Genomic DNA, 25019 nt, shown 5'->3' on the forward strand with positions numbered 1-25019 from the left:
GGCCTCCGGTGTTGCCCCCTACACGGGGCGGGCGCGGACGCGGTTCAGATCTTGTCCCACGGCACGGTCTCGTACGCTTCGGCGAGCAGGGCCACGGCGTGGTCGGCCGGCGGCAGCACGAGGTCGTCGACGGACGCGACCGCGCGCCCGGGCGTCTCGGAGTTCGTCACGAACACGGCGTCGAAATCGCGGAGGTCGGCGGGCCGGACCTCCCGCGTCTCCTGCGGCACGCCGCGCCGCCGTAGGGCTTCCCGCTGCACCAGCATCGTGATCCCGGGCAGCACCGCGGCTTCCGGCCACACGACGGTGTTCCCGGCGAGGAAGCCGGCGTTCCAGATCGAGGCTTCGCTGATCCGGCCCCGGTGGTCGACGAACAACGCGTCGTCGAAGCCCGCCAACCGGGCTTGGCGGGCCGCGTGGATCTGGCCGAACGTGCCGAGGTGCTTGACCTCCGGCAAATCGCGCTGGTAGCGCACGGTCCGCAGGCGCAGCGGCGCCGGGTCGGCCGGGCGCGGCGGCCCCGTCCGGACCAGGATCTCGGGGGTCATCGGCTCGTCGAAGGACCGCGTGAGCACGACGACCCGGACCGAGAGCGTGGATTCCCCGGCGACCGCCCGCCGGACGTAGGAACGCACGAGGCCGACGTCGAGTTCGGTGCCGAACAGCAGCCGCGTGCTCGTGGCGAGCCGCTCGAGGTGGAACGCGAGCCCGCGGACCCGCCCGTCCCGGACCTGCATCGCGGTGAAGTGGCCGTAGGAGACCATTCCCGCGAGTGCGGCGTCCGGGCCGAGCGGATCCCCGTTCAGCTCGAACCGGTGCGGCACTACTGGACGGTGACGCCCGTGAACTTGACCTGCTTGGTCGGCGCTCCGGTGCCGTCCTGCGGGTTCGGGTTCGCGATGCCGGCCTTCGCCACCGCGTCGAGCACCTTCAGGCCCTCGTCGCTGATGCTGCCGAACACCGAGTAGTCCGCCGGGAGGCCGTCGGCGCTGCCGTAGACCATGAAGAACTGGCTGCCGCCGGAGTTCGGGGCCTGCGTCTTCGCCATGGCGAGGATGCCGCGGCCGTACTTGATCTCCGGGAACGCCTCGTCCGGCATCGTGTAGCCCGGGCCGCCCTGGCCGTCCTGGGTCGGGTCGCCGGTGGCCGACGGGTCACCGCACTGCAGCATCTGCAGGCCCTCGGTGCCGAGCCGGTGGCACATGGTGTCGGTGTAGAAGTTCTGCTGGGAGAGGCTGATGAAGCTCTGCACCGCGCAGGGGGCGAGCGCCCGGTCGAGCGTCAGCGGGATGTCGCCCGCGGTGCTCTTGAGCGTGACGTTCACCGTGCCGGTCGACGGGACGTTCTTGCCGTCCGGCGGGTTCACCTTCTTCGGCGCCTTGCCCGTCGCGTCGGCCTTGAAGTCGCACGTCGTCGGGTTCGGCAACGGCGTCGCCCGCTTCGGCAGCGCGGTGCGCTGCGTCGGGATCTGGAGGTCGGTCGGCGGCGGAGCGGCCGAGGACGACGATGCCGCGGTGTTGGCGCTGTCGCCGCTGTTCGCGCTCACGATCCACACCACGACACCGGCGACGACGAGGACGGCCACGCCGACTACCCCAGCCCCGATCATCCGGCGTCGCTTCTGCTGCTCCAGTCGGCGCTCGAGCTGCCGCTCGAGTTTGCGCTTCGCAGCTTCGCGGCGCTGCTGGTTGGTCGCCACCCCGTACCCTCCCAGGTTCCGCTCGTCTCACACGTTTGAGGTAGCGGCAGTGTATGGGCACAGCCTGTGAGGACCATGTACAGGGCCCGCTAGTCTCAACCCGATCGTGATCGGCGCCATCCGGCGCGGAAGTCCGGGGAGGCGTTCGGTGCTCGTCGTCGGGTTCGGCAGCGGCCCGCTGCAGGCCAACTGCTACCTGCTGGCGGCGGCCGCCGGCGGGCCGTGCGTGGTCGTCGATCCGGGCCAGGAGGTGGCCGCGCCGCTGGCCGCCGCGCTCGGCGAGCACGGGCTGGTCCCGGCGGCGTTGCTGGCCACCCACGGGCACCCCGACCACGTCGCCTCGGCGGCCGCGCTGTCGGCCGAACACGGCGTCCCGCTGCACCTGCACCCGGCCGACGTGCCGCTGTACGACGGCGACAGCGTGCCCCTTTCCCCGGGCGTGTACGCGGGCCTGGACGTCGACGTCCGGCCGGTGCCGGGCCACACCCCGGGATCGGTGGTGCTGGGCCTGGAGACGCCCGAGGGCGGCCGGCTCGCGCTGACCGGCGACACGCTGTTCGCCGGATCGATCGGCCGCGGGGACGTGACGGCGGCGCTGCGGGACCTGCTGGCGGCGTTCCCGGACGACACGGTGGTGCTGCCGGGCCACGGCCCGGCGACGACGATCGGCCGGGAACGCGCGGGCAACCCGTTCCTCGCCGGGACGGGGGCGCACCGATGACCGAGCGAATCGCGCTGTTCGAGGAGGATCCGCGCGGCCGCCGTCGCCGCGGGATTTCGGGCCTGATCGGCGTGGTGATCGTCGCGGCGGCGTTCGGCGGGATCGCCGGCCTGATCGGCGGCACGGTGACCGGCCTGGTCGTCGCGCTGGTGATCGCCCTGCCGCTGCTGTACGTGATGGCGGTCAGCATCCGCCGCCGCGTCTGGCTGGAGGGTTCGACGCTGCTGGTGCGCACGTGGGGGCTGCGCCGTGTCGACCTGTCGACGGCGACGCGCCTCGACCTCGTCATCGGTGACGTCCGGGGCAGCCGCACGGTGAGCCTGCTGGTCAACGCCGGCCGGCGCGGCAAGGTGGCGAAGGTGGATCTCGCCGTCTTCTCCGGGACCGGCGGGCGCGAGCTCGGCATCATGCAGCTGCGGAAGCTGGCGAACGCGCTGATGAACAACACCGAGGCGAACGGCATCGTGTTCGGCGAGCTCCTGGTCGCCGAGCTGAAGGCGGAGGCCCGCGGCTCCGGCGTGGCGGAGCGCCCGCTCTACCGGCTGGCGTCGGTGGCGCCGTCGGGCAAGTACGTGCAGCGCTTCACCATGGAAGCCGTCAGCCGGTTCGTGGCGACGCTGGACTGAGTCAGGCCGGAGCCGCTTTCGCCGTGCTGAGGTGGCCCGCCGGCTCGCGGGAGGCGATCAGCGCGGCCAGGACGGTGGTCACCGGGACGGCCGCGACGATGCCGACGCTGCCGGCGAGGGTCCGGATGATCTCCTGCGCGATGTCTTCGCTGCCGAGCAGCGCGCCGAGCCCGACGCCGGAGATCGACGAGTACAGCAGCACCGGCAGCGCGGCCCCGGCGTAGGCCATCACGAGGGTGTTGACCGCCGAGCCGACGTGGTCACGGCCGATCCGCAGGCCGGAGCTGTAGAGCTCGCGCCAGGTCAGGTCCGGGTTGGCGCGGCGGAGCTCCCAGACCGCGCTGGTCTGGGTGACGGTGACGTCGTCGAGCACGCCGAGGGCGCCGATCACGACGCCGGCGAGCAGCAGCCCGCGCGCGTCGATGCCGTGGCCGAGCGAGCCGATCAGCGTCGAGGTGCTGTCGTCGAGCCCGGTGAGCGAGGCCGCGGCGGAGAAGATCGCGGACAGGACGCCGATGAGCGCGAGGCTGACGAGGGTGCCGAGCACCGCCGCGGAGGTTCTCGCGGAGAGGCCGTGGGTCAGGTAGAGCGCGATGAACATGATCGCGCCGGCCCCGGCGATGGCCACGACCAGGGGGTTTTCCCCGGCGAGGATGGCCGGGAGGATGAACAGCGCGATGACGACGAAGGACAGCCCGAGCGCGACGAGCGCTGCGATGCCCTGCCACCGGCCGAGCACGAGCACGGCGACGGCGAAGAGGGCGGCCAGCACGAGCAGCGGGGTGCCGCGCTGGAAGTCGACCAGCTGGAAACTGGCGGGATCACCGGCGTTCCCGCCGTTGTAGGCGAGGACGACGGCGTCCCCGGTGGCGAAGCGCGGGGTGCTGGGCTCGATCGGGACGGTGAGGCGCAGCGGTTTCCCTTCGGCCGGGCCGTCGGTCATGGTGAGTTCGACGGTCAGGCAGGGTTTCGCGTTCGGGTCCGTCTGGTCGCCGACCTGGACCTGGCCTTGGGCGAGGCAGGGGCCGGTGGCGGTGGTGCGGATGTCGGCGTGCACGGGCGTGCCCTGCGGGACGACGCTGGTGGGGGCGGCCTTGCCCCACGGGTAGAGGACGATCATGCCGACGACGGTGGCCAGGGCGAGCGGCGCGAGCAGCCAGATCAGGAGCAGCCGCACGCGCCGGGAGGCCGGGGCGGCGGGGCCGTGGCCGTGTCCATGGCCGTGCCCGTGTCCGGCTTCGGGAGTGGTGGCCGCGGCTTTGCGCCGGGGCCGGCCGGCGGTCCCGGGGACCGGCTGCGGCCCGGTGTCCCCACGGCGGGCGGCGGGGCGGTCACTGTCGGCGGGGACTGGTTGCGGCCCGGTGCCGCCCCGGCGTGCGGCGGGGCGGTCACTGTCGGCGGGGATCGGCTGTGGTCCGGTGTCGCCGCGACGGGCCGTGGGGCGGTCACTGTCGGCGGGGATCGGCTGCGGCCCGGTGTCGCCGCGGCGTCGCGGGGTGGCGGCGCGACCGGGCTCGGCCGGGACCCGCAGCGATCCGGAGTGGGCGGTGCGCTGGGGACCGGTGTCGGCTCGGCGGCGGTCGGCGTCGCCCGCGCGGCGGGTGCCCTCGGCCGGGGCGCGGCGGGCGGGTTTCCGGGGCGTACCCGGCGTTCCGGACGTTCCGTGGCCCGGCGAAAGGGACACCTCGTCCGTGATCCGGCGGATCGGGCCGGTTTCGTCGTCGTCGAGGTCGGGGCGGTCCACCCGCACATCCTGACAGCGGGTTTCCGCACCCCGCGCGAGGGGCCGCCGACGGCCCGGTTCGTCCCGATGCGCCGTGTCGTCCCGTCAATCACGCGTGTCGTCCCCGCAATCACGCGTGTCGTCCCTTCCGGCACGGCAACTCCCGTGATCAGAAAGGCAACTCGCGTGATTGGAGAGGCATCTCGCGTGATTGGAAGGTCAGCACGCGTGATTGGCGGGACGACACGAGGGTCAGCCGTAGGCTTGGCGGACGTGGACGCGGCGGTAAGCCGACGGTGGGGTGTCGAAGTGGTCGAGGAAGGCCTGGCGCAACGTCTCCGTCGAGCCGAAGCCGCAGCGGCGGGCGATCGTCGCCAGCGGGAGGTCCGTGCCCGAGAGGAGGCGGGCGGCGTGCTCCGTGCGGATCGTGCGGACGTAGCGGCCCGGGGTGGTGCCGAGGTGGGCGTCGAAGAGGCGGGTGAGCTGGCGGGTGCTGATGTCCGCGCGGGCCGCCAGCGCCGGGGTGCCGAGGTCGTCGTCGAGGTGCTCGGCGATGTACGCGGTGAGGTCGCGGACCTCGCGGTGCTCCGGCGGTGGCCCGGCCAGGAACAGGCTGACCTGGGCCTGGTTGCCCGGCCGCTGCAGGTAGGTGACCAGCGCGCGGGCCGCCTCGCGGGCCAGCGACGGGCCGTGGTCGGCCTCCACCAGCGACAGCGTCAGGTCGAGCCCGCTCGTCACGCCCGCCGCCGTGTAGACGTTGCCGTGGCGGACGTACAGCGGCACCGGGTCCACCGTCACCGACGGGTAGTCGCGGGCCAGGCGCGCGGCGTACCGCCAGTGCGTCGTCGCGCGGCGGCCGTTGAGCAGCCCGGCCGCCGCGAGCACCTCCGCGCCCGTGCACACCGACGCGACCCGGCGGCTGGTGCGGGCGAGCCGCCGGACGTGGGCCAGGACGCGCTCGTCGGCCGCCGCGGCCGTGCTGCCCCAGCCGCCCGCGACGACCAGCGTGTCGAGGTCGCCGGCGACCTGGTCGAGCCGCAGGTGCGGCTGCAGCGTCAGCCCGGAGCCGGTGCGGATGCCGTGGCCGTCGACCGAGGCGAGCTGGAGGTCGTACGGCGGTCGCGCGCCGAGCCGGTTGGCGGCGTCGAACACATCGGCGGGGCAGGCGATGTCCAGCAGCTCGGCGTCGGCGTAACCGACGATCACGACCCGTCTGGGTGAGCCTGGCATGATCGAACGCTAGCAGCCGGACCGGCGCTCGGACGTGGTTCGCAGGAATTCGGACATCCGCGCCGCCCGCCACCCGCACGAACGCCACGGTGAACGGCATGACCGATGAGCAGAAGACCGTCGCCTTCGTCGTCTACCCGGGCCTGACGCCGCTGGACCTCGTGGGCCCGCTGCAGGTGCTGAGTGCGCTGGCGCAGCTGGACCCGCGGTACCGGACCGTCGTCGTGGGCGCGACGAAGGACACCGTCGGTACCGACACGCCGTTGCGGATCGCGCCGAGCCACACGTTCGACGAGGTGCCGTCGCCCTTCGCCGTGCTGGTGCCCGGCGGCACCGTCCCGACGCTGCACGCGATGGCCGACGAGCACCTCCTAGCCTGGCTGCGCACCGCCGCCGGAGGTGCCGAGCTGGTGACGTCGGTGTGCACCGGCTCCCTCGTCCTCGGCGCGGCCGGGCTCCTGGACGGCAGGCAGGCGACGACGCACTGGATGTTCCGCGACCTGCTGGCCGGGCTCGGCGCGACCCCGGTCGCCCGGCGGTGGGTCGAGGACGGCCCGGTGATCACCGCGGCGGGCGTCTCGGCCGGGATCGACCTGGCCCTGCACCTGGTGGAGCGGCTGGCCGGCCGCCGGATCGCGACGACCATCCAGTTCGGCATCGAATACGACCCCGAACCGCCGCAGGGTCCCCTGGACTGGGCGAACCAGCCTTACGGCGACCTGACGCCGCTGCGCGAACACACGCTGCGCGAAGGATTGAAGGAGAACCCGGCGCTGCTGGCGAAGCTGCTCGCTTACGTCTGAGGCGAACGGCGTCGGCCATCCGGGTGAGCGGGGTTACGCCGGCGCGCCGGAAGGTTAGATTCAGCTCGCTCGATCAGGTGATCTCGCGGGTGGGGTGTTGTAGCCGTGCGGTTCCAGGTCCTCGGCCCGTTGACGGCCTCCGTGCCGCTGCCGTCGGCGGCCCAGCCGCGGCGGCTGCTCGCCGTCCTCCTCACCCGCGCCGGCCGGTTCGTCGGCCGCGACACCCTGGTCGACGAGCTGTGGCCGGACGGCGCGCCGTCGAGCGCCGCGGCGATCGTGCAGGTCACCGTGTCGAAGCTGCGCAAGACGCTCTCGCCCGGCCTCGGCGCCGGCGAGGCCGGGCAGCGGCTGCGGTCCGGGCCCCGGGGCTACGCGCTGGCCGTCGAGCCGGGGGAGCTGGACGCGGACGACTTCCTCGCGCTGCTCGCCTCGGGCGCCGACGACCGGGCCCAGCGTCGCCGCGCGCTCGAACGGGCCCTGGCGTGCTGGCGTGGCGACGCGTTCGCCGACATCGCGGGCGGGCCGCTGCTGGAGGCGCACAAGCTGTGGCTGGAGGACCGGCGCTCGGCGGCCCTGCTGCAGCTGGTGGAGCTGGAGCTCGCCGACGGCGACGGCCGGTCCGTCGTCGAGCGGCTCGACCCGGTGGTCGCGGCCCGGCCCGCCGACGAACGTTTCGCCGCCCGCCTCGCCGCCGCGCTCGGTGCCGTCGGCCGCCGCGAATCGGCCCTGGAGGTGCTGCGCCGGACCCGGCGGGCCCTGTGGGACGAGGCGGGCGTGTGGCCGGGCGCCGACCTCGTCGCCGTGTACCGCCGCATCGCCGGCACCGAGTGGACGACGCCGGGGCCGCCCGCCCAGCTCCCGGCCGCGGTGCCCGACTTCACCGGCCGCGTGACCGAGCTCGCCGACGTCGCCCGGGCGCTGCGGGGCCCGGCCCCGGTCGTGCTGCACGGCGCCGCCGGGGCCGGCAAGTCCGCGCTGGCGGTCCAGGCCGCCTGGCGGGCCCGCCGCCGGTTCCCCGACGGCCAGCTGACCGCCTCGCTGCGGGCCCCGGACGGGACACCGGCCGAACCGGCGGCCGTGCTGGCCGGTTTCCTGCGCGGGCTCGGCGCGACCCCGGCGGAACTGGCCGACCGCGCCGGGCTGGCCGGGCTCTGGCGCGGCTACACCGCCGACCGGCGGCTGCTCGTGCTGTTCGAGGACGCCGCGTCGGAGGCCCAGGTGCGTGCCCTGCTGCCGAGCGGGCCCGGCTGCGCGACGCTGGTCACCACCCGCCACCGGCTGCCGGGGCTGTGCGGGGCGCGGGCGATCCCGGTGCCAGAACTGTCCACAGAGGACGCCTGGGCGCTGCTCGCGGCGATCGCGGGCGAGACGCGGCTGCGGGCGGAACCCGAAGCGGTGCACCGGCTTCTCGAGCACTGCGGCGGGCTCGCGCTCGCCGTCCGGATCGCCGGCGTCAAACTCGCGACGCGGCCGAACCAGCGCGTCGGCGACCTCGCCACGCGGCTCGCCGACGACCGCCGCCGGCTCGACGAGCTGACCGCCGGCGATCTCGACGTCCGCGCCGCGGTGACTTCGGCGCTGCGGGAGCGGTCCGCCGCCGAGGTGTCGTTGCTGCGGCAGCTCGCTGCCTTCGGCGCCGCCGTCCCGGACTGGTGCGCCGCGGCGCTGCTCGGCCGGTCCCTCGCCGAGGCCCGCGACCGCCTCGACGACCTGGCCGCCACGCACCTGGCCGCCCCGGCGGGGTCGCGCTGGGCGGTGGCCCCGTTCGTGCGGCTGGTGCTGGCCGAGCGGCCGGCGGACACCGATCAGGCCGCGGTGCGCCGGGCGTGCGAGGTCGCGCTGGTATACGCCGAGCACGCCCGCGGCCGTCCGGCACCCGGCCTGCCGAAGCCGGATCCGGCGGTCGCCCGGCGGATCGCCGCCGACCCGGCGGCCTGGGCGGCCGAAGAGACCGGGCACCTCGCCGCCACCGCCCGGCTGGCGGGCGCCCACGGCTGGCACGAGCTGACCGAACGGCTCGCCGACGCCTGCACCGCGCTGGCGGGCCGCCCGTGGCTCGGCCACGCCGCCCACGCCGTGTCCGTGCTCGGGCTGGCGGCGGCGCGCCGCCGCCGCGACCCGCGCGCGGAGGCCGAGAAGCTCTACAACCTCGGCGCGGTGCACTGGCAGCACGGCCACGGACACCGGGCCCGGAACTGCTTCGTCCTGGCCGAGCAGCGCTACCGCGCCCTGGCCGACCCGCGGGGCACCGGCGCGGTGCTGGCCGCGCTCGCCGACGTCCACCTCGACGGCGGTGACCCGGGTGCCGCCGAGGCCGAGCTGCGGGAAGCCCTGGCGCTGCTGGGCGAGTGCGGGGACCGCCGCGGGCAGGCGGCCGCGGCGGCGCAGCTGGGCTCGCTGGCCGAGGACGTCGGCGACGTGCGGCGCGCCGTCGAAAGCTTCGAGGCGAGCATGCTGCTCGCCCGGGACTGCGACGACGGCCGCGGGCACGACCACGCCGCCAAGCGCTACGCCGACGTCCTGCGCCGCCACGGCGGCCGCGACCAGGCGGCCGACCTGCTCACCGGCGCGCTCGGCGGCGCCGTCCGCACCGGCGAACGGCACTGGGAGGCGCACGTCCTGCGCAGCCTCGGCGACCTGCACACCGACGCCGGGGAACTGGCCGACGGACACGGCTTCCTGACGCGGTCGCTGGCGCTGTTCGAGCAGATCGGGCACCGGCACGCCGCCGCCTACACCCACCGCAGCCTGGCCGAGGCCCGCCGCCGCGCGGGCGACCCGGCGGGCGCGCGGCGGCACCTGCTGCTCGCGCTGGAGGTGTTCCGGGAGCTGCGCGACCGCCGCGGCGCCGGGTACGCCCTGCTCAGCCTCGGCCGGACCGAGGCCGAGGACGGTCTCGGCGGCGAGGCGGAACGGCTGCTGCGCACCTCCGCCGGCCTGTTCCGGGAGCTCGGGTTCCCGCTGTGGGAACTGCGGGCGCTGCGCGAACTCAACGCCGTCACCAGCGCGTCCCCGGACCACGACCGGACTCGTGAAGTCTTGACGAAGATCAGGACCTGACGGCCTCCCGGCCCGGGCTGCGGCGCCCGGAGTTTGGCGAAGTTATGGCCGGCCCGATTTGGCTCACCGGCGTCCGGATCGTCGCAGGAGAGGGAGGCAACTCATGCCGGGACAACCGATGCTGGCGCGGGCGGCACTGACGCTGGCCGCCACCGCGGCGACCGGGGTGTTCGCGACCATCGGCACCGCGTCGGCGAGCGTCGAGGTCACCAAGCTCACCCAGGCGCAGGCCGCGTCGCAGCTGTCCGCGGCCGGCGTGACGCACTCGTCCAGCGGCGGCTGCACCAGCCGCAGCAACTCGACGTGCACGTCGTACGAGCAGATCAACCAGAGCACCGTCAGCGGCGTCATCACGTTGAAGCGGGCCAGCGGCTGCGCCATCAACATCACCGGCGGCACCGAGACCGGGCACGCGTCCGGCACCTACAGCCACTGGAACGGCTACAAGGTGGACATCGCGCACAACAGCTGCATCGACGCCTACATCAAGAACAGCTTTTCCTACGCCGGCGTACGCGGCGACGGCTACCCGCAGTGGCAGGCGGCGTCCGGCAACCTCTACTGCGACGAGGGCAACCACTGGGACATCACGTACTACACCTGCGGTTGCTGAGTGCCGGTGTGGACGGCCCGGTCGGATCCATCGACCGGGCCGTCCACCGGCTTCGGCTCAGCTCACGAAGCCAGGACGCCTGGTGATCGTTGAGGTACTTGTGGTTGCTCAAGTGCCGGAAGTTCGTCCCCAGGTAGACCGAGACGCCGATGTTCACGCCGTGTCGCAGACGGACACGACGTCGCCGTTCTCTTCGACGTAGACGGTGCCGCCCTTGTCGGCGTCCGTGGTGGTCCACGTGTGGTCCCAGCTGCCGCCGGGAGGGTCCACGGTCGCCGACGCCGACGTCCCCCCTGCCCGAAGGGTCGCCGAAATCGGGAACCTCGCCGGGGCGAACGGCAACGCGTGGAGGGGTCCTGAGCTCACCCGTCGGATTCCTCGGGCCGAGCGTCCGTACCGAGCCCGAAGGCAGGCGGGCTTTGATCGCGGATTCGAGACCGTAGAACGACGCGCCCTGGAATTCCGCCGTCGGTCAGGCCGCCGATTCGGACCACGGGCACTGCGGCCGGAGCTGCCGGGTCAGTTCCCGATCAACAGCCAGTCGCCCTGACCGCCGCCGGGACGGTACGGGCTGTCGGCCCGCTTCGCGACGACGCCGGGGAGGCCGTGCTGGCGGCTCGCGCCGGCGACGGCCTCGCCGCTGCCCAGGTAGGAGCGCGGCACCTGCCAGTGCCGGTCCTCGATCGCCAGGCCGTCCAGCAGTTCGCGGCGCTTCGTGTAGGGCAGGTCGAGCGTTGCCCGGCCGTCGAGGTGCAGGACGTCGGAGGCGAAGTAGAAGACCGGGCAGCCGGTCTTGAGGCGTTTGGCGGCCGCGCTGTCGGCCCGCCGGCGCTGGTCGAGGCCGGCGGGATGGGGCCTGCCGTCCTTCATCACGACGACCTCGCCGTCCAGCAGCACTTCCGTCGACCCGAACCGCTCGCCCAGCTTGTGCAGCTCGGGATAGCGGTCGGTGACGTCGGCGCCGGTTTCGTCGTGCGCGGTGACGTGGCCGCCGCAGACCAGCAGCATCGTGCGCAGGCCGCCCCAGGCGAATTCGTAGGCCCACTCGTCGTCGTCGGGCGGCAGCTCGCCCGGTTCCGCCGTCATCGGCTCGAGGAATTCGGGCGCGTCTTCGTGGCCGGGTTCGGCGGGGTCGAGACGCCGCAGGGTCCAGTCGCGGCCGTCCTCGTCGTGCCGGTTCCGGAACAGGTACTTGCCGCGCGTGCGGGCGCCGTGGAAGACCACCTCGACGTTGTGGTCGTTCCAGTGCAGGGTTTCGTACGTCCCGGTGTCCCACACGGTCATCCGGCCGCCGCCGTACTCGCCCGCGGGGATTTCGCCCGAGAAGGTGAGGTACTCCAGGGGGTGGTCTTCGGTGTGCACGGCGAGCCGGGGCACGCCGGGGGAGAGCGGCAGGCCCTTCGGCACCGCCCAGGAGACCAGCACGCCTCCACGCTCGAGCCGGAAGTCCCAGTGCAGCCGGGTGGCGTGGTGTTCCTGGATGACGAAGAGGTTGTCGTCCCCGGGGACGGGCGGGCCGTCCGGCCAGGGTTCGGGGGTGCGGTCGCGGGCTCGCTTGCGGCGGTATTCCTCGAGATTGTCGGCCATGGCCGCCCCGGTACCCCTTCCGCTCGAAGAGCGTCCAGGGTACCGGGTGCCGGCCTCAGTCCGTCTCGGCCATGGCTTCGGCGAACTGCGCCGCGTACAGCCGGGCGTAGGCACCCCCGCTGTGCAGCAGCGTTTCGTGATCGCCGTGCTCGACGATGTGGCCGTTCTCCATCACCAGGATCACGTCCGCGTCGCGGATCGTCGAGAGGCGGTGCGCGATGACGAAGCTCGTGCGGCCGCTGCGCAGCGAGTTCATCGCCCGCTGGATGAGCACCTCGGTGCGGGTGTCGACCGAGCTGGTCGCCTCGTCGAGGATGAGGATGACCGGCTTGGCCAGGAACGCCCGCGCCACCGTGATCAGCTGCTTCTCACCCGCGCTGACCGTGCCGCCTTCGTCGTCGAGCACCGTGTCGTAGCCGTCCGGCAGCGTCCGGACGAAGCGGTCCACGTACGTCGCCTGTGCCGCCTCGATGATCTCCTCGCGGGTCGGGTCGTCGGCGCCGTAGGCGATGTTCTCCGCGATCGTGCCGCCGAACAGCCACGCGTCCTGCAGCACCATGCCGGTCTGGTCGCGCAGTTCCTCGCGGTGCATCTTCGCGATGTCGACGCCGTCGAGCGTGATCCGCCCGCTGTCGAGCTCGTAGAACCGCATCAGCAGGTTGACCAGCGTCGTCTTCCCCGCCCCGGTCGGGCCGACGATCGCCACCGTCTGACCGGGTTCGACGGTCAGCGAGAGGTCGTCGATCAGCGGCTTTTCCGGCAGGTAGCGGAACGAGACGTCCTGGAACTCGACGCGCCCGCGGATCTCGGCGGGCCGCTCCGGGTGTTCGGGCTCCGGCGCCTGCTCCTCGGCGTCGAGCAGCGCGAACACCCGCTCGGCCGAAGCGACCCCGGACTGCAGCAGGTTCGCCATGCTGGCGATCTGCGTCACCGGCTGGCTGAACTGGCGCGAGTACTGGATGAACGCCTGCACCTCGCCCAGCGTCAGGTTGCCCGACGCGACGCGCAGCGCGCCGATCACGGCCACCAGCACGTAGCTGAGGTTGCCGATGAACATCATCGCCGGCTGGATCATCCCGGAGATGAACTGCGCCTTGAAGCTCGCCTGGTACAGCGTTTCGTTCTGCTTGTCGAAGATCGCCGCGGACTCGTCGCGGCGGCCGAACACCTTGACCAGCGAGTGCCCGGTGTACATCTCCTCGACGTGGGCGTTGAGCTTCCCGGTCGTCGACCACTGCTTGATGAAGTTCGGCTGCGCCCGCTTCCCGACCTTCGCCGCCACGACCGCCGACAGCGGCACGGTGAGCAGCGCGATCAGCGCCAGCAGCGGCGAAATCAGGAACATCATGATCAGCACGCCGACCACCGTCAGCAGCGACGAGACGATCTGCGACAGCGTCTGCTGCAGCGACTGCGCCAGGTTGTCGATGTCGTTGGTGACGCGGGAAAGCACCTCACCGCGCGGCTGGCGGTCGAAGTACTTCAGCGGCAGGCGGGCGAACTTGTCCTCGACCTCCTGGCGCAGCCGGTACACCGCGTGCTGCACCAGGGTCGTCGTCAGCCGGGCCTGGATGAGCCCGAAGAACGACGAGATCACGAACAGCGCCAGCACGGTCAGCAGGATCTGGCCGACCTTGTCGAAGTCGATGCCGACGCCGGGCACCAGGTCGACCCGGCTGTAGATGTCGGCGAGCGTGCCGTCGCCGCGGGCCCGCAGGCCGGCGACGATCTGCTCCTTGGTGACCCCCGGCGGTACCTGCTTGCCGAGCACGCCGGCGAGGATGGCGTCGGTGGCCTGGCCGAGGATCTTCGGCCCGATCACGGTCAGCGTGACGCTGGCCGCGCCGAGCGCCAGGACGGCGATCAGGATGGCCCGCTGCGGTCGCAGCAGCTGCAGCAGCCGCTTGAGGGAACCCTTGAAGTCCAGGGCCTTTTCCGCCGGCGCGCCGCCGCTCATCCAGCGGGCCGCCGGGCCGGCGGCCGCGGCACCGGTGTTCTTGTGCCGCTGCGCGGTCGGCCGTTCCCCGGCCTCCGTGACGGCGGCTTCGGGCGATTCCGTGGTACTCACGCCGCCTCCTGCTCGGTGAGCTGGGACAGCACGATCTCCCGGTAGGTTTCGTTGCCGTCCATGAGTTCGTGGTGGGTGCCGGTGCCGACGACGCGGCCCTCGTCGAGGACGATGATCCGGTCGGCGCCCCGGATGGTGCTGACCCGCTGCGCGACGATGACCACCGTCGCGTCCTTGGTCTCCGACACCAGCGCGCGGCGCAGGGCCGCGTCGGTTGCGTAGTCGAGCGCCGAGAACGAGTCGTCGAACAGGTAGATCTCCGGTTTGTGCACCAGCATCCGGGCGATCGCGAGCCGCTGCCGCTGGCCGCCCGAGACGTTCGTGCCGCCCTGGGCGATCGGCGCTTCGAGGCCCTCGGCCATCGCTTCGACGAAGTCCTTGCCCTGGGCCACTTCCAGCGCGTGCCACAGCTCTTCGTCGGTCGCGTCCGGGTTGCCGTAGCGCAGGTTGCTCGCCACCGTGCCGGCGAACAGGTACGGCTTCTGCGGCACCAGCCCGACCGCGCGGGCGAGCACCGCCGGGTCGAGGTCGCGCACGTCGACGCCGTCGACCTTCACCGTGCCGCGGGTGGCGTCCATCAGCCGCGGGATCAGGTTCAGCAGCGTGGTCTTGCCCGTGCCGGTCGACCCGATCACGGCGGTGGTCTCACCCGGCCGCCCGATCAGGGAAATGTCGCACAGCACCGGCTTTTCCGCGCCGGGGTAGCGGAACTCGACACCGGAAAGCTCCAGGTGCCCGTGCACCGCGCCGGGGCGGATCGGCGACACCGGCGGGCGCACGCTCGACTCGGTGTCGAGCACTTCGCTGATCCGCTCGGCGCTGACCTCCGCGCGCGGCACCATCATGAACATGAACGTGGCCATCATGACGGCCATCAGGATCTGCAGCAGGTAGGACAGGAACGCCGTCATGGCGCCGATCTGCATGCTGCCGGAGTCGATCCGCTGGCCGCCGAACCACAGCACGGCGACGCTGGACACGTTCATCACCAGCATCACGATCGGGAACATCAGCGCCATCAGCCGCCCGACCCGCAGCGAGACGGTGAGCAGCTCGTCGTTCGCGACGTCGAAACGCTGCCGCTCGTGCTTGTCGCGCACGAAGGCGCGGATGACCCGGATCCCCATGATCTGCTCGCGCAGGATCTGGTTGATCCGGTCGATCCGGACCTGCATCAGCCGGAACGCCGGGCGCATCTTGGCGATGATGATCCCGACCGAGACGGCGAGCACGGGCACGATGACCAGCAGCAGCGACGAGAGCGGCACGTCGAGGTTGAGCGCCAGGATGATGCCGCCGACGCACATGATCGGCGCGGACACCATCAGCGTCAGCGTCATCAGGACCAGCATCTGGACCTGCTGGACGTCGTTGGTGGTGCGGGTGATCAGCGACGGCGTGCCGAACTGGCCGACCTCGCGGGCCGAGAAGTCCTGCACCCGGTGGAAGACCCCGGCGCGGATGTCCCGGCCGATCGCCATCGCCGTGCGGGCACCGAAGTACACCGCGCCGATCGAGCCGGCGATCTGGGCCAGCGTGACGGCGAGCATCATCGCGCCGACCCGCAGGATGTAGGGCATGTCGCCCTTGATCAGGCCGTTGTCGACGATGTCGGCGTTCAGCGTCGGCAGGTAGAGCATGGCGATCGTCTGCACGAGCTGCAGCAGGACGATCACCCACAGCGTCCCCCGGTACGGGCGCAGGTGAGTGCGCAGGAGCTTGACTAGCACAACGATTCCCCCAGTGGAGTGGTGGTGTTCGGGTCGGGTGTTGCTTCGGCGCCGCCGGTCAGGGTCGGCATCCCGGCGGCCAGCTCGTCCAGCAACCGCTCCAGGGTCGGCAGGAGCGGTTCGCCTTCGGTGAACCAGTTGACGAAGGCGACGCGGACGGCACTTTCCACCGAGGAGGCCATCAGCCGGCACAGCAGGTGGTCCACACCGCCCACCCGTTTCGCGATCGTTTCGGCGAGGACCCGCTCGACCGCCGCGTGGGCGTTGAGGAACTCGCCACGCAGCATGAGCTGGCCCATCAGCTCCCGGATACGCGCAACATACGCGCGATCCGGCTCGCCTTCACGTGAATATTGCTCCAGCACCGCCTGTTTGACGGACTCCCAGAGCGGCTCGCCCTCCGGCCGGTCGAGCAGGGCTTCGCGCATCCCCTCGTGGCGGTCGATGACCACCGAGCAGACCGCCTGCTCCTTGCTGGAAAAGTAGTTGTTGAACGTGCGGGGGGAGACGCCCACCTCGGTGGCGATGTCCTCCACCCGGACGTTCTCCAGCCCCCGCTCCAGCGTGAGCCGCAGCGCGGCCTGCGCGAGCGCCCGGCGGGCTTCGCGCTTCTTCCGCTCCCGGAGGGTCAGCTTGGGTGGTTCTTCCGGCGGCATGAACGGAGTGTAGCGAAAAACTTGCGTGCCCCGCAAAAAACTGCGTGGCACGCAATTTCCGGACGAATCGGGCATGACCTGGGATTTCGCGGCCAGGGCCTGCCTCAGCTGCGGGTTCGGCCGCCGTGTGCGCTCTGTTGCGACCCGCAATTTGCAAAAATGAACCGAATGGCCTAATCCACTGCGCTCACCAGCAGCGACGCTCCGGATTCATGATCACGCAGGGCGATCGTGCGGGGACCGGCTGTGGACATCCCACGAACCTTTCTGCTTGCATGTCCCGCGTCGCCGCCGCGTGGGCCGGCGCAGCATCCGCACCTCAGCACGGAAGAAGTGGGACCACATGGCGAGCCGGGCCCGGGAACTCCTGGATCGATCACGCGTCCTGCTGGACCGCTCGCGCGTCGCCGCGGCGCAGTTCCTGACCGCGCCCCCGAAGCATCCCGGCTACGCGCCCCCGGCGGGTCCGGCGTTCGTGGAGCTGACCCGGCCGGAGTCGGTGGCGGAGCCGTCGGGCGAAGGGGTGCTGGCCGAGATCTGCGCCAGCGTCGCCCTGCGTGACCTCAACCTCCTCGACCAGCTCCTCGCGCGGCTGGAAGAGCTGGAAGCGGGGGAGGAGGACCACCACCGCCTCGCCGAGCTCTACCAGCTCGACCACCTCGCCACGCGGCTGCGGCGCAACGCGGAGAACCTGCGGGTGCTCGCCGGGCAGGACACCGCCGACGACGCCGCCCGCGCGACCTCGGTGCTCGACCTCATGCGCGAGGCGATGTCGTCGATCAACCACTACGCCCGGATCACCATCGGCCGCGTGGTCAACCTCGGTGTCGTCGGCTTCGCCGCGGAAGACCTGGGCCGGGTGCTGGCCGAGCTGTTCGACAACGCCGCCAACCAGTCTTCGCCGAGTTCGCCGGTGCACGTCAGCGCGCACCTGACCGAACAGGGCAGCGTGCTCGTCCGGATCGAGGACGAGGGCATCGGCATCCCGGCCGACCGCGTCGGGGACCTGAACGCGCGCCTGGCCGCGGGCGGTGACCTCGACGACGCCGCGGCGCGGCACATGGGGCTCGCCGTGGTCGCCCGCCTGGCCGCCCGGCACGGCGTCACCGTGCGGCTGGACCGGCGCAGCCCGCACGGCACGGTCGCCACCGTGCTGCTGCCCACCGGGGTCGTCACCGAGCTCGCCGAGCACGCGTGGTCGGGCACCCGGACCGTCTTCGGTCCGGGGGTTCGGGGGGTGGAGCCCCCGACGGGTGGCGGAGCCGCGGATGGCGATGTCACCGCCGAACCGGCCGAGGCCGGGCCCGGCCGCGAGCCGGCCACCGTCGGCGGATTGCCGCGCCGCCGTGCCGGCACCTTCTCCCGGGAGACGCCGGAGCCGCCGCGCAAGCCCAGCCCGCGGCCGCGCCCGATCACCGCGGGAACCGTCGGCGGGATCACGGCGAACGGCCTGCCGCGCCGCGTGCCCGGCAGCATCCGCGGGGCCGCCCCGGAACCACCGCCACCCCCGCCGCCCCCGGCCGGCGAAACCACCGCGAGCGGGCACGAGCGGCTGCTCGCCGACCTCGGGGCGTTCGCCGACGGCGAGCAGGCGGCGCTCGCGGAGAACCGCTCCCGCCAGGACGAGACGCCCGGAGGAACCGCCCGGTGAGCGCGCCCCACTCCGCCACGGCGAACTTCGCCTGGCTGCTCGACGACTTCGTGCGCAAGGTCCACGGCGTCAGCCACGCGCTGATCATGAGCGTGGACGGCTTCCCACTCACCGCGTCGGACTCGGTCGGCGAGGCCGAGGCCGAACAGCTCGCGGCGATCGCCAGCGGCCTGCTCTCGCTGGCCGGCAACAGCGCGGCGCTGTTCGGGAAGGGCGCCTGCGAGCAGATCATCATCCGGCTCACCCACGGCTACTTCCTGTTCATGGGCATCGGGTCCGGTGCCGGGCTCGCGGTGCTGACCTCGGGCGAGGCGGACATGAAGGTGGTCGCCTACGAGATGACCCAGTTCATCACCAACGCCGGCCACGCGCTCACCCCCGAGGTGCGCGCGGAGCTGCGGCAGGTGCTGACCGCCCGCCGGCCCCGGATGTGATCGAGATGCCCGACGAGGATGTGATCGCACTGTCCGAGAAGGACACCCCGTTGCCGCGCCGGAGCCGCCGGATCCGCGCGTACGCGCTCACCGGCGGCCGCACCGGGACGCGCCACCAGCTGCTGGTGGAGACGCTGATCTCGGTGCCGCGGTACGACCCCGCGCTGAGCGGCACGCTCATGCCGGAGTCGCGCTCGCTCTACGAACGCGCCCGGCTGCGGTGCTCGGTCGCCGAGCTGTCGGTCGGGCTGGACCTGCCGCTGGGCGTGGTGCGGGTGCTGCTGGGCGACCTCGCCACCCAGGGCGCGGTGTTCGTGCACCCGACCGCGCACGCCTACCACCACGACACCAACGTGCTCGAGAGGATCCTTGATGGGCTCAAGCGGCTCCCCGCCTGAGGGCGATCTGCTGACGATCTCCGCGAAGATCGTCGTCGCCGGGGGCTTCGGTGTCGGCAAGACCACGTTCGTCGGCGCGGTGTCGGAAGTGCCGCCGATGAGCAACGAGGCGTGGATGACCGAGGCCGGGGAGGGCATCGACGAGATCCCGCCCGGCGGCAAGTCGACCACGACCGTCGCCATGGACTTCGGCCGGATCACGCTGCGCCCCGACCTGCTGCTGTACCTGTTCGGCACGCCGGGGCAGGCGCGCTTCTGGTTCCTGTGGGACGACCTGAGCCGCGGCGCGCTCGGCGCCGTCGTGCTGGTCGACACCAGCCGGATCGACGAGTCGTTCGCGGCGATCAACTACTTCGAGAACGACTCGGAGCTGCCGTTCGTCGTGGCGGTCAACCAGTTCGAGGGCAAGCCGGTGCACGACCTCGACGAGGTGCGCGACGCCCTGGCCCTCGACCCGAGCGTCCCGCTGGTCACCTGCGACGCCCGCGACCGCGCGTCGACGATCGCCACCCTGACCGAACTGGTCGGTCACACGTTGTCACTGGCGGTGCTCTCCGGCCCGGTGGGCCGCGAGCTCGCCGGCAGCGCCCCGCACGCCTGAGTCCCCCCGGAAGGTGAAGAGGTCCCCATGCGCAAGGTCCTGGTCGTGGGCGCCGGGCAGTCCGGCCTGCAGCTGGCCCTCGGGCTGCAGGCGAAGGACTACGACGTCACCGTGATGTCCGCGCGGACGCCGGAGGAGATCCGGTCCGGGCGGGTGATGTCGACGCAGTGCATGTTCCACGACGCGCTGCAGCACGAGCGCGACCTCGGGATCAACCTGTGGGAAGCGGAGACGGTCGACGTCGAAGGCCTCGGCGTCTCGGTGGCCGCGCCGGACGGCGACCGCGCGCTCGACTGGTTCGCCGAGCTCGACAAGCCCGCCCAGTCGGTCGACCAGCGGGTGAAGATGGCCGGCTGGCTGGAGCTGTTCGAAGACCGCGGCGGCAAGCTCGTCATCCACGGCGTGATGACGTCCGAGCTGGACGCGCTGTCCCGGCTGTACGACCTGGTGATCATCTCGGCCGGCAAGGGCGAGCTGGTCCAGCTGTTCGACCGCGTGCCCGAGCGCTCGCCGTTCACGCGGCCGATGCGCGCGCTTTCGCTGGTCTACGCGCACGGCGTGGGCCGGCGCCCGGAACACCCGGACAAGGTGGGGGTGCGGTTCAACATCGTCCCCGGCGTCGGCGAGCTGTTCATGATCCCGGCGTACACGCTGAGCGGGAACTGCGACATCCTCTTCTTCGAGGGCGTGCCCGGTGGGCCGCTGGACTGCTTCGACGACCACCCGGGCCCGGACGAGCACTTCCGGCGCGTGCTGGACCTGATGCGGCAGTTCGTGCCGTGGGAGTACGACCGCTGCCGCGACGCGGAGCTGACCGACGCCAAGGCGACCCTGGCCGGCGGGTACCCGCCGGTGGTCCGCCACCCGGTGGGCACCGTGGGCGGCGGGGCGATCGTGCTGGGCATGGCCGACGTCGTCGTGGCGAACGACCCGATCACCGGACAGGGCTCGAACAACGCGAGCCACTGCGCGGCGACCTACCTCGACGCGATCGTCTCCCACGGCGACCGGCCGTTCGACGCGGCGTGGATGGAAGCGACGTTCGAGCGCTACTGGGAGTACGCCCGGCACGTGACCGAATGGACGAACGCCCTGCTCCTGCCGCCGCCCCCGCACGTGCTCCAGATCCTCGGCGTGGCCGGGCAGAACCCGGCGGTCGCCCGGCGATTCGTGAACGGATTCACCGATCCGGCCGACTTCCAGCAGTGGTTCATGGATCCGGTCCTCTGGGAGAAATACCTGGCAGAGGTCTAGATCAGACTGTCGTCGAGGGACGATTCGGGCTACGGTTGTCACGTAGCGTGAAGGCGGACCTCGGAGGTACGGGCATGCGGGCGATGTGGAAGGGCTCGGTGTCCTTCGGGCTGGTCAGCATTCCGATCCAGATGTACGCGGCGACCGAGAACAAGAACGTCTCCCTGCGCCAGGTGCACGAGGCCGACGGCGGCCGCATCCAGTACAAGCGGTTCTGCACGATCGACGGCCAGGAAGTGCCGTACGCCGAGATCGCCAAGGGCTACGAGCTGCCCGACGGCGAGATGGTGGTGATCACCGACGCGGAGATGGCGGAGCTGCCGCTGACCACCCAGCGCACCATCGACGTGCTGGAGTTCGTGCCGCTCGAGTCGATCGACCCGATCCAGTACGACCGGACCTACTACCTCGAGCCGCAGAAGAACGCGGTCAAGCCGTACATCGTGCTGCGGGACGCGCTGCACAAGTCGAGCCAGGTGGCCATCGCGAAGGTCGCGGTCCGGCAGCGGGAGAGCATGGCGGTGCTGCGCGTGCACGCCGACGTGCTGGTGATGACGACGATGCTGTGGCCGGACGAGGTCCGCGAGCCCGACTTCCCGTTCCTGCGCGACGACCCGCCGCAGATCCGGCCGCAGGAGCTCACCATGGCCGGGTCGCTGATCGACTCGCTGGCCGAGCCGGTGTTCGAGCCGGAGAAGTACCACGACCACTACCGCGAGGCCCTGGAAGAGATGATCGAGGCCAAGGTCGCCGGCGACGAGACGACCAAGCCCGCCGCGGTCACCGCCAAGGCCGACGTCGTCGACCTGATGGCGGCCCTGCAGGCCAGTGTGGACGCCGCGAAGAAGTCTCGTCAGTCCTCGTCGGAGGCGTCCGAAGAGGACGGCGAACCGGCGAAGAAGAAGCCGGCGGCCCGCAAGCGGGCGCCGAAGCCCGCCTGAGTCGTTTTCGGACGGGTGGTCGTGCCGACACGCCGCCCGGGTGCCGTGCCCGCGTGCCGCCCGGTTCTACCGTGGGGTGCACGTCGTCCACGAGCGCGGAAAGGCGGCCGGTCATGGAGTGTGCTTCCTGTGGCGCCGGGATCGATCACTGCCACGGCACGCTGGTGGTCCACCCGGACGGTGGATTCGCCGAGTGCACCGATCCGGCCTGTGCGGACGGTGACCGCGTTCGGCACGCGCTGATCGTCGACTGCCGGGGCGTCGGCGGAGGGTGCGGCTGCGCCACCGCGCCGCGGAAAACCCTGTTGCGCCAGGCTTCCTGAGCCTCCCGCCAGGATCCGTCCAGGCCTTCCCGGCCGGGTTCCGCACCGGCCGGGGAGGCCTGCACGGCGTTCGGATGGCGTCAAGACGGTGACACGATCGTGTATGCAGCTGTGTACAGGGGGCTGGGCGATGTGCTAACACTAACGGGGTCCTTCGGCTCTCCCTCCCCCTCGGAGCCGGAGGACCCTTTTCGTTCGGGGGCACGAGTCGGCTGCCGGCTCGCGTGGAGCCGTGCTGCCGGACCCGGCGTGGCGGCGATCACGATTTCCTATTTCGCGCTCGCAATTCACGTGACCGGGACGGCCGTCAGTTTGTTTTTCACCGGATTCGCGGCGGTTTTGCTCTGCGCTTACCTTTCCGCGATCCGGGGTGGTGGGCCCAAGACAGCCGAACGGCCTGACGCGGTCAGCATTGCTGCTGACGCGCGCCAGGCCGTGGCGGAGTCTCGAGATCAGTACCAGTGCGCCCGGCCGCCGATCCGGCGGCCGGTGCCGCCCAGGATGGCCAGCGCCACACCGGCCACCGCGAGAATGATGCCGATGGTGTACAGCACCGGGATACCGACGATGAACCCGATGATCAGGAGAATTACACCGAGAACGATCACTTGACACACTCCTTCGCACGAGACCCGGCCCGGCTCCGTGCCGTCCGGGCGGATGCGCTTCTCTCGAGGGGAGGATGGCCAGTTTCCGGATAAACCAAACTACGGCGAATGGAGCAATCTTGGATCAGTACCGGTAGTGATCGAGCTTGTACGGACCTTCGACGTCGACGCCGATGTACTCGGCCTGCGCCTTCGTGAGCCTGGTGAGCTTCACCCCGAGCGCGTCGAGGTGCAGGCGAGCGACCTTTTCGTCGAGGTGCTTCGGCAGCCGGTGGACGTCGGTGGCGTACTCGCCGGGCTTGGTGAACAGCTCGATCTGCGCGATCGCCTGGTTGGTGAACGAGTTCGACATCACGAAGGACGGGTGCCCGGTCGCGTTGCCCAGGTTCATCAGCCGCCCCTCGGACAGCACGATGACCGCGTGGCCGTCCGGGAAGGTCCACTCGTGCACCTGCGGCTTGATCTCGTTCTTCACGACGCCCGGCAGCTTCGCCAGCCCGGCCATGTCGATCTCGTTGTCGAAGTGCCCGACGTTGGCGACGATCGCGTTGTGCTTCATCCGGCTCATCTGGCCGGCGGAGATGATGCCGAAGTTGCCGGTGGTGGTGATGAAGATGTCGGCCGTCTCGACGACGTCGTCGAGCTCGACGACGTCCAGCCCGTCCATCGCCGCCTGCAGCGCGCAGATCGGGTCGATCTCGGTGACCGCGACCCGGCCGCCCTGGCCGCGCAGGGCCTCCACCGCGCCCTTGCCGACGTCGCCGTAGCCGCAGACGACCACGCGCTTGCCGCCGATCATCACGTCGGTGGCCCGGTTCAGGCCGTCCACAAGGGAGTGCCGGATGCCGTACTTGTTGTCGAACTTGGACTTCGTCACCGAGTCGTTGACGTTCATCGCCGGGAAGAGCAGCTCGCCGTCCTTGGCCAGCTTGTAGAGCCGCTTGACGCCGTTGGTCGTCTCCTCGGTGACGCCGCGGATCTCCTTGGCCATGCGGGTGAAGCGGTCACCGTCGGCCGCCACGCTCGCGCGGAGGGTCTCGAGGACGATCCGGTACTCCTCCGGGTCCTCTTCGGACGGCTGCGGGACCGCGCCCGCCGCCTCGAACTCGACTCCCTTGTGGACGAGCAGCGTGGCGTCGCCGCCGTCGTCGAGGATCATGTTCGGGGACTGGCCGCCGGGGAAGGCGAAGAGCTGGTCGGTGCACCACCAGTACTCTTCGAGGGTTTCGCCCTTCCACGCGAACACCGAGGTGCCCGCCGGGGCGTCGACGGTGCCTTGCGGGCCGACGACGACCGCGGCCGCGGCCTCGTCCTGGGTGGAGAAGATGTTGCAGGACACCCAGCGCACCTGCGCGCCGAGCGCCACCAGGGTCTCGATGAGCACGGCGGTCTGCACGGTCATGTGCAGCGACCCGGCGATGCGCGCGCCCTTCAGCGGCTGCGCGGCGGCGTACTCGCGGCGGATCGCCATCAGGCCGGGCATCTCGTGCTCGGCCAGCCGCAGCTGGGTGCGGCCGGCGTCGGCCAGGGCGAGGTCGGCCACGGCGAAGTCGAGGCCACCCGAGTTCTGCAGTTTGTCACTCATGCTTCGATGCACTCCGGAGTTCGTCGGCGAAACGCTCGGGAGGCAGCACGAAGTCCTTGCGGACAACGAGAAAGGCACCTCCCGTGCGGGAGGCGCCCTTGGAGTCGTGTCGCGGGCCGAGCGTGGCGGAAAGGATTCCGTCGCAGCGCCTCTCGGCCCGGAACCAGGATGGCAAAGCCGCGCCGAGGCTGTCAAGCGAGCGAACGGGCCATGAGAACGTCGTCGACGTCGGCGTCGTCGATGCGGAATTCGCCCCGCAGCACGCCTTCCACGACGAACCCGCAGCGTTCGTAGACCCGGCGGGCGCCGGTGTTGTGACCCAGCACCCGCAGCGTCAGCTTGCGGGCGCCGCGCTCCCGCGCTTCGGCCACGGCGGCGTCGACGAGCCGGCGCGCGATGCCGAGCCGCTGCCGCCGCGGGTCGACGGCGAGCCCGCCGATCACCCGGACGTGCCGGTGGGCGGGGATGGCGAACCCTTCGGCGAGCCGGACGTAGCCGGTCACCACGCCGTCTTGCTCGGCGACCAGGACGTCTTCGGGCCGGGCTGCCCCGTCGAAGAAGGGTGTGCCGGGTGGCGGCGGGGGAGCGGGGGACATGGCCGAGGTCCAGGTTCGCCGGTCGATCTCCGCGAGCGCGGCTTCGTCGCCGGTGCGAGCCGGCCTGATCGTGATCACCGGGCCATCCTGGCCGAAGCCGGCACCCGGCGCG

General features: G+C 71.8%; 24 protein-coding genes and 1 riboswitch. Of the genes, 12 read left to right on the forward strand and 12 right to left on the reverse strand.

The window, feature by feature from the left end; all coding sequences use genetic code 11:
• Window positions 1-44: 44 nt before the first annotated feature.
• Together C2L58_RS32690 and C2L58_RS32695 are read right to left on the reverse strand one after the other, a co-directional pair.
• Window positions 45-824, reverse strand: coding sequence for an aminotransferase class IV (locus tag C2L58_RS32690; RefSeq protein ID WP_103341517.1), 780 nt, complete (start codon window positions 822-824; stop codon window positions 45-47).
• Window positions 824-1699 carry a peptidylprolyl isomerase gene (locus tag C2L58_RS32695; RefSeq protein ID WP_103341518.1) on the reverse strand — a complete coding sequence of 292 codons (876 nt, stop codon included), beginning with the start codon at window positions 1697-1699 and terminating at the stop codon, window positions 824-826. Before C2L58_RS32695 ends, C2L58_RS32690 begins: the two co-directional genes overlap by 1 nt.
• A gap of 148 nt (window positions 1700-1847) precedes the next feature.
• Between C2L58_RS32695 and C2L58_RS32700 the strand changes: the two genes are divergently transcribed.
• Both C2L58_RS32700 and C2L58_RS32705 read left to right on the forward strand, forming a co-directional pair.
• Window positions 1848-2420: an MBL fold metallo-hydrolase gene (locus tag C2L58_RS32700; protein ID WP_103341519.1), complete on the forward strand. Its 573-nt coding sequence runs from the start codon at window positions 1848-1850 to the stop codon at window positions 2418-2420.
• Entirely contained in the window at window positions 2417-3046 is a 630-nt protein-coding gene (locus C2L58_RS32705) for a hypothetical protein (protein ID WP_103341520.1), read from the forward strand. The genes C2L58_RS32700 and C2L58_RS32705 overlap by 4 nt, the downstream gene beginning before the upstream one ends.
• Before the next feature lies 1 nt (window position 3047).
• Here the strand turns inward: C2L58_RS32705 and C2L58_RS32710 are convergent, their stop codons facing one another.
• Window positions 3048-4790 carry a YibE/F family protein gene (locus C2L58_RS32710; protein WP_103341521.1) on the reverse strand — a complete coding sequence of 581 codons (1743 nt, stop codon included), beginning with the start codon at window positions 4788-4790 and terminating at the stop codon, window positions 3048-3050.
• A 231-nt stretch (window positions 4791-5021) separates the two neighbouring features.
• Entirely contained in the window at window positions 5022-5999 is a 978-nt protein-coding gene (locus C2L58_RS32715; protein WP_103341522.1) for a GlxA family transcriptional regulator, read from the reverse strand.
• A 98-nt stretch (window positions 6000-6097) separates the two neighbouring features.
• Between C2L58_RS32715 and C2L58_RS32720 the strand changes: the two genes are divergently transcribed.
• The 3 genes from C2L58_RS32720 (at window position 6098) to C2L58_RS32730 (ending at window position 10475) form a co-directional block, all read left to right on the forward strand.
• The gene (locus C2L58_RS32720) at window positions 6098-6802 is read left to right on the forward strand and encodes a DJ-1/PfpI family protein (protein WP_103341562.1); all 705 of its coding nucleotides are present in this window, start codon (window positions 6098-6100) and stop codon (window positions 6800-6802) included.
• 105 nt (window positions 6803-6907) lie between these two features.
• Window positions 6908-9862, forward strand: coding sequence for an AfsR/SARP family transcriptional regulator (locus C2L58_RS32725; RefSeq protein ID WP_103341523.1), 2955 nt, complete (start codon window positions 6908-6910; stop codon window positions 9860-9862).
• 103 nt (window positions 9863-9965) lie between these two features.
• A complete protein-coding gene (locus C2L58_RS32730; protein ID WP_103341524.1) occupies window positions 9966-10475 on the forward strand; it encodes a hypothetical protein in 510 nt (169 codons plus the stop codon).
• A 153-nt stretch (window positions 10476-10628) separates the two neighbouring features.
• Here the strand turns inward: C2L58_RS32730 and C2L58_RS32735 are convergent, their stop codons facing one another.
• The 5 genes from C2L58_RS32735 to C2L58_RS32755 form a co-directional block, all read right to left on the reverse strand.
• Window positions 10629-10841: a hypothetical protein gene (locus C2L58_RS32735; protein WP_146073723.1), complete on the reverse strand. Its 213-nt coding sequence runs from the start codon at window positions 10839-10841 to the stop codon at window positions 10629-10631.
• 153 nt (window positions 10842-10994) lie between these two features.
• On the reverse strand, window positions 10995-12062 hold the full coding sequence (locus C2L58_RS32740) for a DNA polymerase ligase N-terminal domain-containing protein (RefSeq protein WP_103341526.1): 1068 nt from the start codon (window positions 12060-12062) through the stop codon (window positions 10995-10997).
• Window positions 12063-12117: 55 nt separating this feature from the next.
• Complete coding sequence (locus tag C2L58_RS32745; protein WP_103341527.1) at window positions 12118-14130, reverse strand: ABC transporter ATP-binding protein; 2013 nt, start codon at window positions 14128-14130, stop codon at window positions 12118-12120.
• A complete protein-coding gene (locus C2L58_RS32750) occupies window positions 14127-15860 on the reverse strand; it encodes an ABC transporter ATP-binding protein (protein WP_103341528.1) in 1734 nt (577 codons plus the stop codon). The genes C2L58_RS32745 and C2L58_RS32750 overlap by 4 nt, the downstream gene beginning before the upstream one ends.
• Complete coding sequence (locus C2L58_RS32755) at window positions 15854-16516, reverse strand: TetR/AcrR family transcriptional regulator (RefSeq protein ID WP_103341529.1); 663 nt, start codon at window positions 16514-16516, stop codon at window positions 15854-15856. The genes C2L58_RS32750 and C2L58_RS32755 overlap by 7 nt, the downstream gene beginning before the upstream one ends.
• A gap of 343 nt (window positions 16517-16859) precedes the next feature.
• Between C2L58_RS32755 and C2L58_RS32760 the strand changes: the two genes are divergently transcribed.
• From C2L58_RS32760 to C2L58_RS50895, 7 genes are all read left to right on the forward strand, one after another.
• Window positions 16860-18167 carry a sensor histidine kinase gene (locus tag C2L58_RS32760; RefSeq protein ID WP_103341530.1) on the forward strand — a complete coding sequence of 436 codons (1308 nt, stop codon included), beginning with the start codon at window positions 16860-16862 and terminating at the stop codon, window positions 18165-18167.
• Complete coding sequence (locus C2L58_RS32765; protein WP_103341531.1) at window positions 18164-18601, forward strand: roadblock/LC7 domain-containing protein; 438 nt, start codon at window positions 18164-18166, stop codon at window positions 18599-18601. Before C2L58_RS32760 ends, C2L58_RS32765 begins: the two co-directional genes overlap by 4 nt.
• A gap of 5 nt (window positions 18602-18606) precedes the next feature.
• Window positions 18607-18999 carry a DUF742 domain-containing protein gene (locus tag C2L58_RS32770; protein ID WP_199191563.1) on the forward strand — a complete coding sequence of 131 codons (393 nt, stop codon included), beginning with the start codon at window positions 18607-18609 and terminating at the stop codon, window positions 18997-18999.
• Window positions 18974-19600: a GTP-binding protein gene (locus C2L58_RS32775; RefSeq protein WP_103341532.1), complete on the forward strand. Its 627-nt coding sequence runs from the start codon at window positions 18974-18976 to the stop codon at window positions 19598-19600. The genes C2L58_RS32770 and C2L58_RS32775 overlap by 26 nt, the downstream gene beginning before the upstream one ends.
• A 27-nt stretch (window positions 19601-19627) precedes the next feature.
• Complete coding sequence (locus tag C2L58_RS32780; protein WP_103341533.1) at window positions 19628-20854, forward strand: styrene monooxygenase/indole monooxygenase family protein; 1227 nt, start codon at window positions 19628-19630, stop codon at window positions 20852-20854.
• Window positions 20855-20928: 74 nt separating this feature from the next.
• The gene (gene ku, locus C2L58_RS32785; RefSeq protein ID WP_103341534.1) at window positions 20929-21795 is read left to right on the forward strand and encodes a non-homologous end joining protein Ku; all 867 of its coding nucleotides are present in this window, start codon (window positions 20929-20931) and stop codon (window positions 21793-21795) included.
• Window positions 21796-21908: 113 nt separating this feature from the next.
• Window positions 21909-22118 (forward strand): hypothetical protein, encoded by a 210-nt coding sequence (locus C2L58_RS50895; RefSeq protein ID WP_103341535.1) that lies wholly within the window; start codon window positions 21909-21911, stop codon window positions 22116-22118.
• A gap of 452 nt (window positions 22119-22570) precedes the next feature.
• Here the strand turns inward: C2L58_RS50895 and C2L58_RS32800 are convergent, their stop codons facing one another.
• From C2L58_RS32800 to C2L58_RS32810, 3 genes are all read right to left on the reverse strand, one after another.
• Complete coding sequence (locus tag C2L58_RS32800) at window positions 22571-22726, reverse strand: hypothetical protein (protein ID WP_086678182.1); 156 nt, start codon at window positions 22724-22726, stop codon at window positions 22571-22573.
• A gap of 124 nt (window positions 22727-22850) precedes the next feature.
• Entirely contained in the window at window positions 22851-24311 is a 1461-nt protein-coding gene (ahcY, locus tag C2L58_RS32805) for an adenosylhomocysteinase (RefSeq protein ID WP_103341536.1), read from the reverse strand.
• 84 nt (window positions 24312-24395) lie between these two features.
• A riboswitch (S-adenosyl-L-homocysteine riboswitch) is annotated at window positions 24396-24471 on the reverse strand.
• 31 nt (window positions 24472-24502) lie between these two features.
• Window positions 24503-24985, reverse strand: a complete 483-nt coding sequence (locus C2L58_RS32810; protein WP_103341537.1) for a GNAT family N-acetyltransferase — start codon at window positions 24983-24985, stop codon at window positions 24503-24505.
• Between the last annotated feature and the right edge of the window lie 34 nt (window positions 24986-25019).

This window comes from Amycolatopsis sp. CA-126428, assembly GCF_002904335.1.
GTDB lineage: Bacteria > Actinomycetota > Actinomycetes > Mycobacteriales > Pseudonocardiaceae > Amycolatopsis.

What these genes read in the sequence shown, in the direction of transcription:
- C2L58_RS32705 (WP_103341520.1), top strand. Translation starts at nt 2,417, where the DNA reads ATGACCGAGCGAATCGCGCTGTTCGAGGAGGATCCGCGCGGCCGCCGT.
- C2L58_RS32715 (WP_103341522.1), bottom strand. Translation starts at nt 5,999, where the DNA reads ATGCCAGGCTCACCCAGACGGGTCGTGATCGTCGGTTACGCCGACGCC.
- C2L58_RS32720 (WP_103341562.1), top strand. Translation starts at nt 6,098, where the DNA reads ATGACCGATGAGCAGAAGACCGTCGCCTTCGTCGTCTACCCGGGCCTG.
- C2L58_RS32730 (WP_103341524.1), top strand. Translation starts at nt 9,966, where the DNA reads ATGCCGGGACAACCGATGCTGGCGCGGGCGGCACTGACGCTGGCCGCC.
- C2L58_RS32740 (WP_103341526.1), bottom strand. Translation starts at nt 12,062, where the DNA reads ATGGCCGACAATCTCGAGGAATACCGCCGCAAGCGAGCCCGCGACCGC.
- C2L58_RS32755 (WP_103341529.1), bottom strand. Translation starts at nt 16,516, where the DNA reads ATGCCGCCGGAAGAACCACCCAAGCTGACCCTCCGGGAGCGGAAGAAG.
- C2L58_RS32760 (WP_103341530.1), top strand. Translation starts at nt 16,860, where the DNA reads ATGGCGAGCCGGGCCCGGGAACTCCTGGATCGATCACGCGTCCTGCTG.
- C2L58_RS32770 (WP_199191563.1), top strand. Translation starts at nt 18,607, where the DNA reads ATGCCCGACGAGGATGTGATCGCACTGTCCGAGAAGGACACCCCGTTG.
- C2L58_RS32775 (WP_103341532.1), top strand. Translation starts at nt 18,974, where the DNA reads ATGGGCTCAAGCGGCTCCCCGCCTGAGGGCGATCTGCTGACGATCTCC.
- C2L58_RS32780 (WP_103341533.1), top strand. Translation starts at nt 19,628, where the DNA reads ATGCGCAAGGTCCTGGTCGTGGGCGCCGGGCAGTCCGGCCTGCAGCTG.
- ku (WP_103341534.1), top strand. Translation starts at nt 20,929, where the DNA reads ATGCGGGCGATGTGGAAGGGCTCGGTGTCCTTCGGGCTGGTCAGCATT.
- C2L58_RS50895 (WP_103341535.1), top strand. Translation starts at nt 21,909, where the DNA reads ATGGAGTGTGCTTCCTGTGGCGCCGGGATCGATCACTGCCACGGCACG.
- ahcY (WP_103341536.1), bottom strand. Translation starts at nt 24,311, where the DNA reads ATGAGTGACAAACTGCAGAACTCGGGTGGCCTCGACTTCGCCGTGGCC.